Source organism: Wolbachia endosymbiont of Nilaparvata lugens, assembly GCF_007115045.1.
Classification (GTDB): domain Bacteria; phylum Pseudomonadota; class Alphaproteobacteria; order Rickettsiales; family Anaplasmataceae; genus Wolbachia.
Window position 1 is genome coordinate 1114536 of the sequence record NZ_MUIY01000001.1, and the last position, 14612, is coordinate 1129147.

The window sequence follows — 14612 nt, forward strand, 5'->3', positions numbered from 1 at the left end:
AAAAATACTTTTTAAGTATACAAACCTTAGTTTATACACTCTATTACTCATTATAAATTATAGTGAGTAGATTTGCAAATACTTTCTGCTATAACAATCCGTTTTCTCGAAAGCTAAAATAGCCTGCACTTGTGATAATAATGTGATCAAACAATCTAACACTTACAGTACTACATGCTGCTGCTAAGCTCTTCGTTACTGCTTGATCTTCTTCTGATGGTTCTAAACTCCCTCCAGGATGGTTATGTGACATTATTACTAATGTTGCATTTTTTATTAATGCTTTTTTTATAATTTCCTTTATGTATACTGGTGCTTTTTCCATTTCACCAATATAGGATTCTTCTCCGATTAATTGACGCCTTTTATTCAAATACAGTATTTTTATACATTCCCTTTCTGAGTGGCCTATACTTACGTTTAAGTACTCTACTAGCCTTTGTAAGTCCATTATTGGCTCACTTTTGAGCTTTTCTCTTAGTACCCTTTCTAGTGTTTCCTTAACACACATAATCATTGCTACTGCAGAATCAGTTACTCCTTCTATAACTTTCAGGTCATCCATTTCTCGGCCTAAAATCCTTCCTACTCCTGCATAAGTATTCACCAGATTTTTAGCAATTTCTTGAGCTTGTGGCCTTTCATGTGCTGCACTTAGAAACGTTTCCATTATTTCACGATCAAGTAGTGCTTTGCCTTTGCTTTCTAATATTCTGAATTCTATTTCTTCTTTATTCTTATTATTATTCATATAATTTACCTTTCACTAACAACAAACTTTTTTTAGATATTTACTGCTGTTTTTTATCAGCATTGGCATAGAGCCATAGCTTTCGAGTGAAGTCAAATCAATTTTTAAATCTTTTTTACTTATTTTTTCATCAAGAAGTAAAGATGTTAATAGATACTGATTTTTTTACTTAAATTTGTTGAATTTCGTCTAAAGAGATGCCTATCGTTTGCAAAATAATATTAATAGAAATTCCAGTTTTAACCAGACCCTTTGCAATTTTGATTCTTTCTGCTTCTCTAATTTTCTCCTCACAAATTTGTATGCTTTTAAACAATGATTTTATTAGTGCATTACTTGACTTTCAATTTTTTTGTATTCTTCAATTAAATTCGGTACTACTCTTTCATCTGCATCTTCTACTAGTTCAAGTAGCATCCACCAGGCCCAGGATTTCCGGAACATGCTCCATTTGTATATATTGTAACCTTCTTTTTTTCGCCCATACTTACAGGATATAGATTCAACGTAAATTTGCTACCGAAATATGTTGATATTATTTTTTGAATATTTTAAAATGTAAGGTGTGAGAGATTGACAAACCTGTCCTCACGATGCTAGGTAAATCGTAATTGAGCTTTTGGGCTCGTGTTTTTATTAGGAGGTTAATCTCTCACACTGAAAATAAATATTTTTAAGCTCTTTATAGCTCATGAATTCATTCGCTGGGGTTTATAGAGGGAGTTGTAAAAGATGATAAAATATAACATTAAGGTGCGTGGTAGCATTCTAGGGTCATTTATGAAGGTAGTTTTTTGCCGACTCTTGAAATTTAGCTAATCTTAATAGACTTTAGCACAAAAACGTTGAATATTTCTTCACAATTGTGTATAATTATTAATGCTTTTTATCTTACTTTCTCATGGCTCTTTCGAAGTTTCTTGATGCTCGCAATGATTATGCCTTTAAAAGAATATTTGGCACCGAGAAGAATAAAGATATTCTCATTCATTTCTTGAACGATATTTTAGGCTTCACTGGCTTAGCTGCTATTCACGATGTTGAATTCCTAGCTACCATTTTGGACCCTGAAATTGCCGCTAAAAAGCAGAGTATTGTCGATGTTCTTTGTAAAGACTCTCAAGGTTCAAGATATATTATAGAAATGCAGTTCACTAAGACCAAGGGCTTCGAAAAACGTGCTCAGTATTATGCTGCCAAAGCATACTCAAGTCAAGCTGATCAAGGTGATAATTATCATAATCTCAAGGAAATTATCTTTATTGCTGTTGCTGATTGTATCATCTTTCCAGATAAGGCTGAGTACAAATCTAATCATGTCATTTTAGATCAAAATAGCTTTGAACATGACTTGAAGGATTTTTACTTCGTATTCATAGAGCTACCAAAATTTACAAAGACAAAAGAAGACCAACTAGAAAATATAGTAGAAAAATGGTGTTACTTTTTTCGCTATGCAGCAGAAACAAACGAAGAGGATCTAGATAAGATAGTTGGTAGTGACGTAATAATAAAACGAGCTTATGAAGAAATGAATAAGTTTAATTGGTCAGAAGAAGAGTTACTAGCATATGAACAAATGAAAAAACGCATAATGGATGAGGTAGCTGCTTTAGCTCAAAAATTTGATGAGGGTCTTAAAGTAGGTCAAGAAAAAGGTAGACAAGAAGGTAGACAAGAAGGCATCGAAATCGGCCATGAAAAAGGTAAAATTGAAGGTAAAATTGAAGGTAAAATTGAAGTTGCAAAAAACTCACTCAAGGCCGGTGTCTCTATAGATGTTATCGCTCAAATTACCGGTCTCTCTCATTCTGAAATTTTACAACTCAAGGAAAAAACATAATTATTCACTTCAACATTTATGAAAACCTTCTCTAAGTTCGACATATCACCTAATTAAGAATCTAGTGAACTATCTAAAACAGCTATGAAGATTGCACAAAGAATTATATAAATTACTATCACCCCAACTATGGATTAAATAAAGAGATAAAAGTGCAGCTAAGAAGAGGAAAACAGGGTAAGCTCGAGTATTTTAGCAATAATTAAGAGGTTACCCATGAAGAAAGATATTACAGAACTTTACTGTTGCGTCGAGGATTTTTGTCGCACAGTCGATGATAATTTTGCTAATATGCTCCTATCAAAAGGCAGAAAACCCACTAGAGTAGCAGACTTCGGAAATTCTCACCATAATTCTATTATACCATCAATCCCCTTGCAAAAATTTCAAAGCTTTTTACCTACTTTATCTGCCGCTTTATAAATCTGAATTTTCTAAATTGCCAACATATGACCGATTTATCGCTCTTAAATCACGAGTTTTATGGTATTTAGCATTACTTTTGCAATGGTTCTGCAAACAAGCAAAAATGACAGGTATTCCTTACATAGACACTTCTACAATCGCTGTTTGCCACAAAAAAAGGATCTCCAAGAACAAAGTTTTTGATGGTTTGGCAGAAATTAGTAAGAGCACATACGGTTGGTTTTTTGGCTTCAAATTGCACTTGGTAATTAATGAAATTGGAGAAATTCAAGCTCTTACTCTAACTAAAGGTAATGTTGATGACAGAAAACCTTTGCCAATTCTTACTAAAAGACTGACCGGACTTTTGTTCGGAGATAAGGGCTATATAAAGAAAGAGCTCTTTGAGAGACTCTTCGATAGAGGCCTAAAACTCGTCACTAAAGTAAAAAAAGGTATGAAAAACGTACTCATTACACTTAAAGAGAAGATTTTACTAAGGAAAAGATCGATTATTGAGACTGTTTTCGACTCCTTGAAAAACAAATTTGAGATTGAGCACACAAGACACAGATCGCCAACAAATTTCCTAATTCATGTTTTTTCTGTTCTGATTTCCTATTCCATGCAGTCGAAAAAGCCCTCTATTTCTATGCCTTTCTTTGCTGGCTAATCCATAGTTGGGGTTATCATAACGTTACCCAAACTTCTATATCAAAGCTACGTGCTGTAAGTTCAATATGGAAAATACATTAATCACTTAGCATTTAATGTCTACTTCATCCATTTTAGCATTAAGACTATCAAACTTGCTACTGGTTGTTTCCCTAATTATTTTGGCTACCCTCACTTTAAATTTTCCACTACTTGGCATATTACCTCTTATATTATAACCTACCTATTGATATTACCTCCAAGCTTGGTTACTCCTATCTCAGAAAGACAAGTTGATACTTTGTTCTTTGAATTGCCTTGAACGGAAGCATTACTTAAATAACTTTGAGGCTCTAAATTCATTTGCTTTGCACTATCAACTTCTAATCTACCATCTCCGTTGTGCTCTATTGATTGATTTAGCAGACCCTTATTAAATTGAGCCTTAAACTTTTCAAATTTCTTCGGACTTAATTTACCAGCTTCTTTACCAGGACATGCTTTCTCTACATATGAGCTTAAAACCTCTGAAATCTCATTAAATTTACCACCCATGATTTTTGCAGTAACCTCTTTCTTCATTTCTACATAATCAATATTTAACCGGTGCATTGATATGCCACTTTTTAATGCAGCTTGATCTACTACTTTCTCAAATTCCTCTATAATATTTAATGAATAGCCATGTACCTCTAGTAAAGATATAGACTGATTCACTGTAGAAATGTACTGCTGACCTTTAATTTTGCTTATAAACATATTTAGTAATAGTAGTGTACCATTTATATCACTACTTTGAATTGCCACAGCTTTGGAAGGTTCCATCTCTATAGCTGACTTGAAAGGAGAAGATATAAATTGAAAAACATTTTTTATAGTATCTACTGTAGTGTAAGCAAAAATATTTACCCATAAAGATGGCTTGCTTATTCCGCTTGTAACTCCTATTTCATCATTTTGTAATGAATTTTCATCTTCTTTTGCAATACTACGGCGATTATGGGCATCTATTGATAGAGAGCTGCCTTTCCCTTGTGAGTTAAGATGTTGCGTAATTCCTTCATTTTTCCTTATTCTTTCCTCTAGAAGGCTTACTATTTCTGAGCTGTTTTCTTTACTAAGCGTATTTGCCACGGTTAAAGCCCCTATAGCATCAACATCATCCCTTTTATCAAGAATGAGCTCAACTACATTCAAATTGCCACAAGCAGCTGCAAAGTGCAAAGGCGTCCAATCATCTTTATTTTTAGTGTTAACGTCAGCATGCTTACTCATAAAAAATTCAGCTACTTCTGAATTATTATTTCTAGCAGCCTCGTGTAGAGGAGTATCGTCATTATTGTTCCTAGCATTAATATCAGCCCCTTTCTCTATAAGCTTTTCTACTACATTTAAGTGACCAGTGATAGCAGCCTCATGTAGAGGAGTTAAACCACCACAATTTTTAGCATAAATATCAGCCCCTTTTTCTATAAGCTTTTCTACTATATTTAAATAACCATACTTTGCAGCTTCGTGCAGAGCAGTACTGCAAAAACCACTCTTAGTATTAACATCAGCTCCTTTCTCTATAAGCTTTTCTACTACATTTAAATGACCATTAATGGCAGCCAAATATAGAGGAGTATTGTCAAAACTGCCCTTAGCATTAACATCAGCCCCCTTTTCTAATAAAAGATCTACCAAATCTAAGTTATTATCCCCAGCAGCATAATGTAACAACGTATAATGACGTTTATCTTTGTAATATACAAAAAGATTTACTATTTCTGCATTGTTTTTGTTGTTTGCTAATTCTAAAGGAGTTAAGCCATAATTGTTTTCATCATAAACTTTAGCACCCTTTTCTAAAAGCTTTTTTACTATATTTAAATAACCATATCTTGCAGCTAAATACAGAGGAGTAGCGCCATAATTGTTCTTAACATTAATATTGGCCCCTTTGTCTAAAAGCTTCTCTATTACATTTAATTGATTATTAAAAACAGCCATATACAGAGGAGTAGCGCCATAATTGTTCTTAGCATTAATATTGGCCCCTTTGTCTAAAAGCTTTTCTATTACATTAAAATAACCTTTGAAAGCAACTAGATGTAGAGAAGTATAGCCTTCATCGTCTTTAGCATCAACATCAGCCCCTTTCTCTAAAAGCTTCTCTACTACATTTAGGTGACCATATCTTGCAGCCAAGTGCAGAGGAGTATCACCATCATTGTTTTTAGCATTAACATCAGCTCCGTTATCTAAGAGCTTTTCTACCACATTTAAATGATTATTAACGGCAGCCAAATGTAGAGGAATGTAGCCATTATTGTTGTTCTTAGCATTAACGTCCGCTCCTTTCTTTATAAGCTTTTCTACCACATCAAAATGATCATTAATGGCAGCCAAATGCAAAGGTGTGAAGCTACCATTGTCTTTAGCATTGACATCAGCACCTTTATCGAGGAGATCTGAAACTCGATTAGCATCTCCACTATCCACAGCGGCAAGTAATTCATTATCATAAGCACCGAAAGTCACCTAGTCCTCCATATAAAACCACCTAATTTAATGAAGTAATACAGCTATCTTGTAGTATGAAAAAAAGTATCATTACTATATTTACTATACATAAAAAATTAATAATTCAATATATTTTTATCAAATTACTTCATCTTCAAAACTTGTCAACCCCTATTTAAAAATTTTCTATGCAATGAATTGCTATTAACTTATTAGTAATATTCAATAATAATTGAGTTAACATGGCCACTTTCAGTACCCAAAATCATCTAGTGAGAGAAGAGTTTTTCTTGGAATGCGTTGGTCTGCTGCAAAAACTTAAGAACTGAGCAAAAAGAAAGTCCTTTGTTTTTGCAGTAGTCCTCCCCTCTTTTAATTGAAAGTCCTGTGTAACTCTTGAAGTTGTTCAGTATTTGAACATTCGAGATTACTATCTATGCCTTTGTTTTTAATCGATTGTACAAATGCATATAGCTCTAGTTTAGGAACTTCTCTTTTTCCAAGATTTTTGAGATCCACAAATTCAATAAGAGGTTTTTCTATTCCCGCAAGCTCCACTATAATGTCATTTTCATATCTTCCAAAAAATTGATTTATATCATAAAATGTCATTTTTTTTAAATTACATTCATAATTTTTTGATAAAACATCAATCAATGGTTTATAGTTATGCAAGAAAATTTCTTTTTTTACTGCATTAGCCTTATTGATCAAAATATGAGCATATTCTGGATATTGCTTTTTTAAACTCTCTTCATTATCAAATTCATTACGTACATTTTCATTTTTCTCCCATATGCCAAGCATTTTCTTAACCTCGTTTTCTCTTAACAAGTTATATAATGACTCATTTCTTTCTTTAATTACTTGAACTTCTTTTTTACAATTTCGAAGATACTGTAAATAATTGTTATTCCTTTCTTCTGAAATATTTATAAGTTGTAAATTCTCTTTACTAATATATGAATCAATAGCTTCTAATTTTGCTATGTGAATTAATATAGTCTGACAAACCTCTCTATGACCATTATCAATAACATAATGCAAAAAAGTTCTTCCATTTTTATCTACTTTATTAACATCAGCCCCTTTTTCTATCAGAGCTTCTACTATCTTTGGGCATCTTTTTATAGCAGCCTTGTGCAAAAGGGTACACTCTTCTTCATCTACTGAATTAACATCTACTTTTTTATCTTGTATCAACTTTGTTACTTCCTTTAAATCTTGTGCTTCAATGGCAATCACAAGCTGTTCATATAATTCTGATTGTTGTATTTGTCTCATATATTACCTTCTATTACTAATAATAACTACTTAATAGTAAGTATATTAATAATAAGTGTAAAGTTTATTAATTTGATAATTTATATTACTAAAAACTAAAACAATACAACCATTTTCAGCACTCAAAACCAGTAAGCGTGAGAATAATTTGTTTTGGAATGGGTTGGTCTACCACGCAACCTATGCGAACTTTCCTTTATAGTAATTTTAATACAACACGAAACTATCTATTTTAGCCTACTTTCACCAAATTTATATACGAACTTACTTGACTAACTTCGTTGCAATAACCTTACGTTTTTATTTTTATAACCTTATTTTTACGCAACGTGTTCTCACAAATATACGACCTTTTTTGCAATTTTTAAAAGAGTCAATAATTCAATTCTTTATAACACTAATTAGTATGGTCTTTTCATTAAATTTATCCTTTCAAAAAGACTATGCTTTATTCACCTGCTTTAATGGTATTATAATATTTTACACTTAAACCTACTCTATAAAAATTCACAATACGAATTAGTAAATAGATTATATTCAAACCGATTGTATTTATGATATATAGCGCATACAATATATTACTTGTTTATTTTAGTAGGGGGTATAGGTATGTTTAGTTCGAAGCAGGTAGTACAATATAATTTATTTGGTAGTAACGGCCTTGAAGGCATTTCATCTTGTGAATTTGCACATTTTCCTGAAGAGGTATTTGAGATTATCAATGAAGAAAATCAGGCAATAGATAGTTTGAAAAGTAAAATAGAAAATCTACAACAAGAAAATTTTGATCTTAAAAAAAATGTAGAGTTACAAAAACACTATAAGAAAAGAGTAGAAGAGTATTACGAAGAAGTAAGTGAACTTACCAGAGAAATGCAAACCCTAGAAGGGAAAATTAAAAAGCTTGAAGTTAAATTACAAAAAAGTACAAGAAGTTTAACTGAAAATGATCAAGACATCGAACAGCTAAAACAGAAAGTAGAAATATTATTATTAGAAACTCAGAACAAAAGTGATGTAATTAAGAACTTAAATAACCAATTAAAAGAGGCAAAGAATGAAATTCAGTTAACAGACAAAATAAATGAAGAGTTACAGCAAAAACTGGATTTGACTGAAGCTGAGTTAAACAGAGTAAAAAAAGAAAGTACAGTGCTGATAAACAGTATAGAGGATTTGAAAGGTAATTATGAAAATCAGATACTAGAAAAAAAGAAGGAACTTAATGATATAAGAGATCAATTGTGTATTTACTTATCAGAGTCTAAAGAGATATTTGCAGAATTCAGTAGCCTGCATAAGGAAAACGAGAGTTTAAAACAGAAAAATTTCTATATCAGTAATGAAGTCTCCCTTGCAGATGAAATAAACAAAGAAAACGTAAGAAAAGAAATAGCAAAGCTTCAGTTTGTACCTGAAGTGAAAATTAAACATATTATTGATAATAATGACCAAGAATCAACCTTACCAGATAGAGAAGCAGAAAATTATCGAACAAGTGAAGATAAAAACCTTGAAAATACTGATTTCGAGATTGGAGTATGGAATGAAGCTGACGATGAAAGTAGCGATGACCAGAAATCAACCTGGCTATATGGAAAAACAGAAAATTGTCGAACAAGTGAAGATGAAAACCTTGAAAATAATGATTTCCCAATTGAAGTATGGAACGAAACGGATAGTGAAAGTGACAATGTTAGTCCTTGCCCTGATTATGATGAAAGTTTTGGTAGGCGCTACAGTCAACTATTCTATGATGAAACCATAATTCATAAAGAAAAAGAGATTTTTGTTTTAATTCGTCAAAAAGATTCTTTTTCTTTAGCGAAAGTAAAACTGAATACAAGAGAAGAAGAAAAGTATGAAAGTATTTGGCAAAAAATAAATAAGATCCATGATTATCTGGACATTTTAGGTTACTCTGGTAGAGAAGAAGATTATGAGGAGTGCGAAAAAGAACTTGATAAAGTTATAAGCGCAGCACTGGAACAAGGAATAATGTTCACTTTTCCATATAAATCTGATATGTCCTTGATAGATCGTATAGCTGACACATTCCCAAAGCTATATTTATCTGCTGACACTACTCGAATTTATGAGTTTTTACACAAGAAAAAAATATTTCAGATAATATCAGAAGGTGCATCTTTAAACAGATTTAGCGATGAAGAGCATGGAGATGTAGTAAACGTAATTTGTTCAGATAAAGATACCTTAGGTCAGCGAAAAGCAAACCTTTCAAAGCTGAAGGAGTTAGCACTTGAAAGTATTATAAGTAAAAGTGAGCAAATTGATAAACATGACTTTGAACTAGAAATAGATAATGGATATTTTTGTATAGATTACCCACAAAATAGTACTATTGAAGTTGCAAAGATATTCAATAATCAAAAAGCTAAAGATTTAAATCTAAATATTGGTATAGTTCAAGTTGGAAAAAGTATAATTAGAGTTGAAAACATAGAAGGAAGGAGAAATTATACAGAGTTCTCGGGAGATATCATTGAAATGTCTTTTACCACTGAAGTAGGAGAGATCAGTATTCATCTATGTCCTAGTGAGAAAGATAGTATTCAACCACTATGGATTGAAATCCATAGATTGAGAGAGAGCATGGAATGCTAATTTTCAACTTGAAAGTCACCAAATTTGTCTTCTCGTAAATCTCTTCCATCATTCCTCCACATTAGTAGCCATGCAACAAAGCCTCGCTGGGTCACTTTCTACTAATGCTGTAAAACTTTTCACTAACTCTTCCTTCATCCGAGAAAAAATCTCTTCAAAGTTCAGTGGTTCGATAATGTTTGGCTGCTGCATTTTTAAACAACTACTCCATTAATATTTATGAACTTACCTTCTGAAAGATAGACACCTTCTAAATTCAATGTTACTCTCCCTTCTTTTACTCTCACTTTTACCCACAATTTTGAGAGGTCATGATGTGAAGCATAACTATGCTCTCCTTAAGATTTTCATAGCCCCGCCATAGAGTCATAGCCCCTGGTAAATTATCACTTTTTCTATTCATAAATCCACCTAATTTTCCTAACCAAATAATAGCTTGTTTTATGTTTGGAGGTTCTTCTGGCAATGTAGCTACTTTATGCTCACGTATGAAAAGGGCCTTCCACTCTTCATTGCTTAAAATTTTAGTACAGGTTTCCATGGGATTTGATAAAGCGACTTTTGTTAAATATAAAATTTTAAATGCAATAATGCTCTTTATAGCAATTAATTTCTGTAGCCTTTCCTTTGTAGTTAAACGAGAGCTTTCTATTTTACATCCTGATTTTAAAACCCTGAAATACTCCTCAATTTTCCATCTTAGCTTATACCAATTTATCCTTTCTATAGCATCTAAAAACTGGTACATTAGTCAGCAAAGTCCAATCAATAGCTTCCAATCCTTCAGGAGCTTTTGCACTTACCACATATACAGGGACTTATCTTATGCACTGTGTCTTTTGATCCATAAATGGAAGAAGATCTGATAGGCTTTCATATACTTAACTTCAATATTAGCTTTCCTTGATCTTTGGTTTCTACCTTTATTAACTTCTAGAGAAATTTTCTTCTTTACTGGCAGTTGTGTGATGCGTGTTTGCAAATCTGTTTTTCCAATTTCAGTACAGATAAATCTTCTATTAGTTCGATTACGGATTACATAAAAACTCTGACCTTACCCAGAAAAAGTAGACAGAAAGTTAAGACGTTTTTGCTATGAGAATGATGAATCAAAAAGCTCAGGAATGCAATAGTTAATAGTAGAATGTCTACGCTGTTTATTATAAAAAATTTCTATATATTCAAATATTGCGGTTTTAGCTTGTTGTGCAGAGTGTTGTGAAGTATCAATGAGTAACTCTCTCTTAAGTGAACTAAAAAAAGNCATAAGTGTTGAAAGTAGTATCAGAAAAGTATAAAGAACTGTTATTGCAAGAAAATGGAGGCAATAATGGATCAAATAGAAAGAGTACTAAATTTAATAAAAGATGAGGATTTAGAAAGGCTAGGAAAATTAAGTGAAGTAGATAAATGTAATACTAAATTGTTGGGCAAGATTATATTTAAAGGTCTAATGAAGTTAATATTAATGGGGCAAAAAACAAGCTTAAGAGCGCTAGAAATGGTAATAAACAGGTGTATAATGGATAAGAATAGCGATAAAAGTACAGTAACATACAGTGGTTTGTCAAAAAGGTTAAAAGTTATAAATCCAGAATATTTTAAGGGAGTATATATTGATTTGATGAGCAAGATTAAAAAGCTATTACCCCAAAAAACATCAAATAATTTACATAAGTTTGATTCGACAATCATAAATTTATCGGGATATCTCATAAAAGATGGGCTAAAAATAGGCGGTAAAAGTAACGACAGTCAAGTTAAAGTGAGTGTAGGATTAAAGGATCAATTGCCGACAAGTATAAGATTTTGTAAAGGACAAGAAGAAATTAGTGAAGATATAGCATTAGTGAGAGCCATTAATGAAGCTAAAGTTGAAAAAGAGGATATTTTATTATTTGATAGAGGAATCAGAAAAGTTGGAACTTTTGCCGAATTTGATGAAAAGGAGTACAAATTTATCACAAGAGTTAAAGTAGGAAGAAAACATGATGTTATAAGCAGGAACAAAGTTATAGGAGAACAAAAATCGGATGGATCAGAGATTTTAGAAGATATAATAGTTAATCTTTATCGTGCACGAGGTAAAGTAGCAGAAAAGCATGACCTACGTTTAATAAAAATTCGAAATAAGGCAGGAGATGAAATATGGTTTTTAACCAACTTGCTTGAAATGTTAGCTTATGAAGTAACAGAGCTATATAGGCGCAGGTGGGACATAGAGGTATTCTTTAAATTTATAAAGCAAAATCTTGGATATAAGCACTTTTTAAGCCATACTATGAATGGCATGAAGGTGTATATTTACATGATTATTATTACGGCTTTGTTATTTCTTGTTTATAAAATCAAAAATAATCTACACGGATTCAAAATAGCACTATTACAATTCACATTGGATCTTAATGATTCTTTTATACGTTCAATTGTTTTACTATCAGGAGGGAATTTACATGCCGTCAATCACCTTGTATCACTCCACTTATAGCACTTTCAACACTTATGCCCCTTGGCCCCTTCGTTCCACTTTCACCTTGCACACCTTTATCACCCTTTAGTCCAGGTGTGCCTGGTATTCCAGTATCTCCTTTCGTTTGTCCAGGATTTTTTCTCAACTCTTCTGCTACTCCTTTTTGTAAGGCCAGATCATTAACTAAGATCTTTTTACCTTGATTATCTTTTGCTTCTAGTACTGCTCTTCCTAGTTCACCTACTTTTTTAGTGTCAAGGAACTGATGAACAATATTTTCAATTATTGTTTTTGTTGCGCTTGCATTGCCTTTTAATTGAGCATAATCAAGCAAGGACTGAATTAATTTTTCCTCGTTTATTTCTTTCTTCACCATTTCTAGAGCTTTTATTTGCTCATTTAAATCACTATGAATCAGAAGATACTTAGCAAATTACTTACCTTATCTTTTACAAGAGTTTGAGCTTCTTTCTCGCTCATACTACTTCTACGAACAAGTAGTTCAGCAAGCTTTTCTGCAAAATTTTCATATTTATTGAAGGCCATAGAGTCTGGATTATTTTTCTTTGTGGCATCACTTGTTACCTTACTCACAGTATCTTTTACAATGTTTTTTGCTTCCTCTAAAGAAAGTTTATTTACTACTCCTTCAGTAAATTTTACTGCATCAATTTTATTCACAAATTCCTGCGAGTGGATATTAATCTTATCGGCAATCTGAGTTGCAAGATTTTTACCTATGATACCCTTTGTATTAAGAACTGCTTCCACTAACTCAGCTTTTTTACTAGTAACTAATTCAGTTGCAATTTCTTGAGCATTTGGGGTATCCCCCATAAGTGTTGAAAGTGCTATAAGTGGAGTGATACAAGGTGATTGACGGCATGTAAATTCCCTCCTGATAGTAAAACAATTGAACGTATAAAAGAATCATTAAGATCCAATGTGAATTGTAATAGTGCTATTTTGAATCCGTGTAGATTATTTTTGATTTTATAAACAAGAAATAACAAAGCCGTAATAATAATCATGTAAATATACACCTTCATGCCATTCATAGTATGGCTTAAAAAGTGCTTATATCCAAGATTTTGCTTTATAAATTTAAAGAATACCTCTATGTCCCACCTGCGCCTATATAGCTCTGTTACTTCATAAGCTAACATTTCAAGCAAGTTGGTTAAAAACCATATTTCATCTCCTGCCTTATTTCGAATTTTTATTAAACGTAGGTCATGCTTTTCTGCTACTTTACCTCGTGCACGATAAAGATTAACTATTATATCTTCTAAAATCTCTGATCCATCCGATTTTTGTTCTCCTATAACTTTGTTCCTGCTTATAACATCATGTTTTCTTCCTACTTTAACTCTTGTGATAAATTTGTACTCCTTTTCATCAAATTCGGCAAAAGTTCCAACTTTTCTGATTCCTCTATCAAATAATAAAATATCCTCTTTTTCAACTTTAGCTTCATTAATGGCTCTCACTAATGCTATATCTTCACTAATTTCTTCTTGTCCTTTACAAAATCTTATACTTGTCGGCAATTGATCCTTTAATCCTACACTCACTTTAACTTGACTGTCGTTACTTTTACCGCCTATTTTTAGCCCATCTTTTATGAGATATCCCGATAAATTTATGATTGTCGAATCAAACTTATGTAAATTATTTGATGTTTTTTGGGGTAATAGCTTTTTAATCTTGCTCATCAAATCAATATATACTCCCTTAAAATATTCTGGATTTATAACTTTTAACCTTTTTGACAAACCACTGTATGTTACTGTACTTTTATCGCTATTCTTATCCATTATACACCTGTTTATTACCATTTCTAGCGCTCTTAAGCTTGTTTTTTGCCCCATTAATATTAACTTCATTAGACCTTTAAATATAATCTTGCCCAACAATTTAGTATTACATTTATCTACTTCACTTAATTTTCCTAGCCTTTCTAAATCCTCATCTTTTATTAAATTTAGTACTCTTTCTATTTGATCCATTATTGCCTCCATTTTCTTGCAATAACAGTTCTTTATACTTTTCTGATACTACTTTCAACACTTATG

General features: G+C 32.1%; 11 protein-coding genes and 3 pseudogenes. 4 read left to right on the plus strand and 10 right to left on the minus strand.

The genetic code is table 11. The features are described from left to right. Window positions 1–88: 88 nt before the first annotated feature. Both BWZ41_RS05525 and BWZ41_RS05530 read right to left on the minus strand, forming a co-directional pair. Window positions 89–751 carry a JAB domain-containing protein gene (locus BWZ41_RS05525; protein ID WP_143688996.1) on the minus strand — a complete coding sequence of 221 codons (663 nt, stop codon included), beginning with the start codon at window positions 749–751 and terminating at the stop codon, window positions 89–91. Between the two features lie 169 nt (window positions 752–920). Continuing rightward, a pseudogene (locus BWZ41_RS05530) lies at window positions 921–1132 on the minus strand (WO male-killing family protein Wmk); the annotation flags it as partial. A 520-nt stretch (window positions 1133–1652) separates the two neighbouring features. Between BWZ41_RS05530 and BWZ41_RS05540 the strand changes: the two are divergent. Continuing rightward, window positions 1653–2594, plus strand: coding sequence for an Rpn family recombination-promoting nuclease/putative transposase (locus tag BWZ41_RS05540; protein WP_143689655.1), 942 nt, complete (start codon window positions 1653–1655; stop codon window positions 2592–2594). 216 nt (window positions 2595–2810) lie between these two features. Further along, window positions 2811–3672 (plus strand): annotated as a pseudogene (locus BWZ41_RS05545) (IS982 family transposase). Window positions 3673–3893: 221 nt separating this feature from the next. Here BWZ41_RS05545 and BWZ41_RS05550 read toward each other — a convergent pair. Further along, window positions 3894–6176 (minus strand): ankyrin repeat domain-containing protein, encoded by a 2283-nt coding sequence (locus BWZ41_RS05550; protein ID WP_143689656.1) that lies wholly within the window; start codon window positions 6174–6176, stop codon window positions 3894–3896. A 354-nt stretch (window positions 6177–6530) separates the two neighbouring features. Further along, window positions 6531–7442, minus strand: a complete 912-nt coding sequence (locus BWZ41_RS05555; protein WP_143689657.1) for an ankyrin repeat domain-containing protein — start codon at window positions 7440–7442, stop codon at window positions 6531–6533. 609 nt (window positions 7443–8051) lie between these two features. Here BWZ41_RS05555 and BWZ41_RS05560 point away from each other — a divergent pair. Next, window positions 8052–10067 carry a coiled-coil domain-containing protein gene (locus tag BWZ41_RS05560; RefSeq protein WP_241653905.1) on the plus strand — a complete coding sequence of 672 codons (2016 nt, stop codon included), beginning with the start codon at window positions 8052–8054 and terminating at the stop codon, window positions 10065–10067. Between the two features lie 84 nt (window positions 10068–10151). Here BWZ41_RS05560 and BWZ41_RS07570 read toward each other — a convergent pair. The 3 genes and pseudogenes from BWZ41_RS07570 to BWZ41_RS05575 form a co-directional block, all read right to left on the minus strand. Further along, window positions 10152–10259: pseudogene (locus BWZ41_RS07570) on the minus strand (baseplate assembly protein); the annotation flags it as partial. Between the two features lie 97 nt (window positions 10260–10356). Then, window positions 10357–10815, minus strand: a complete 459-nt coding sequence (locus BWZ41_RS05570; RefSeq protein ID WP_143689522.1) for an IS4 family transposase — start codon at window positions 10813–10815, stop codon at window positions 10357–10359. A 345-nt stretch (window positions 10816–11160) separates the two neighbouring features. Then, window positions 11161–11330, minus strand: a 170-nt coding sequence (locus BWZ41_RS05575; RefSeq protein ID WP_206663882.1) for an IS3 family transposase, incomplete at its 5' end; no start/stop codon positions are given. 67 nt (window positions 11331–11397) lie between these two features. On the opposite strand from BWZ41_RS05575, the gene BWZ41_RS05580 reads away from it, so the two are divergent. Continuing rightward, the gene (locus tag BWZ41_RS05580; protein ID WP_158619486.1) at window positions 11398–12555 is read left to right on the plus strand and encodes an IS4 family transposase; all 1158 of its coding nucleotides are present in this window, start codon (window positions 11398–11400) and stop codon (window positions 12553–12555) included. On the opposite strand, the gene BWZ41_RS08085 is transcribed toward BWZ41_RS05580, so the two are convergent. Genes BWZ41_RS08085 through BWZ41_RS05590 form a run of 3 tightly spaced genes read right to left on the minus strand, consistent with a single transcriptional unit; the run spans window position 12527 to window position 14546 of the window. Then, complete coding sequence (locus BWZ41_RS08085) at window positions 12527–12910, minus strand: collagen-like triple helix repeat-containing protein (RefSeq protein WP_241653925.1); 384 nt, start codon at window positions 12908–12910, stop codon at window positions 12527–12529. The genes BWZ41_RS05580 and BWZ41_RS08085 overlap by 29 nt on opposite strands. Window positions 12911–12951: 41 nt before the next feature. Further along, window positions 12952–13374 (minus strand): hypothetical protein, encoded by a 423-nt coding sequence (locus tag BWZ41_RS08090; RefSeq protein WP_241653926.1) that lies wholly within the window; start codon window positions 13372–13374, stop codon window positions 12952–12954. A gap of 14 nt (window positions 13375–13388) precedes the next feature. Continuing rightward, window positions 13389–14546: an IS4 family transposase gene (locus tag BWZ41_RS05590; RefSeq protein ID WP_158619486.1), complete on the minus strand. Its 1158-nt coding sequence runs from the start codon at window positions 14544–14546 to the stop codon at window positions 13389–13391. Between the last annotated feature and the right edge of the window lie 66 nt (window positions 14547–14612).

Bases quoted from the DNA above. Each gene is read 5' to 3' on its own strand.
- BWZ41_RS05570 (WP_143689522.1), bottom strand. From the start codon at position 10,815: ATGTACCAGTTTTTAGATGCTATAGAAAGGATAAATTGGTATAAGCTA.
- BWZ41_RS05560 (WP_241653905.1), top strand. From the start codon at position 8,052: ATGTTTAGTTCGAAGCAGGTAGTACAATATAATTTATTTGGTAGTAAC.
- BWZ41_RS05580 (WP_158619486.1), top strand. From the start codon at position 11,398: ATGGATCAAATAGAAAGAGTACTAAATTTAATAAAAGATGAGGATTTA.
- BWZ41_RS05540 (WP_143689655.1), top strand. From the start codon at position 1,653: ATGGCTCTTTCGAAGTTTCTTGATGCTCGCAATGATTATGCCTTTAAA.
- BWZ41_RS08090 (WP_241653926.1), bottom strand. From the start codon at position 13,374: ATGGGGGATACCCCAAATGCTCAAGAAATTGCAACTGAATTAGTTACT.
- BWZ41_RS05525 (WP_143688996.1), bottom strand. From the start codon at position 751: ATGAATAATAATAAGAATAAAGAAGAAATAGAATTCAGAATATTAGAA.
- BWZ41_RS05555 (WP_143689657.1), bottom strand. From the start codon at position 7,442: ATGAGACAAATACAACAATCAGAATTATATGAACAGCTTGTGATTGCC.
- BWZ41_RS05590 (WP_158619486.1), bottom strand. From the start codon at position 14,546: ATGGATCAAATAGAAAGAGTACTAAATTTAATAAAAGATGAGGATTTA.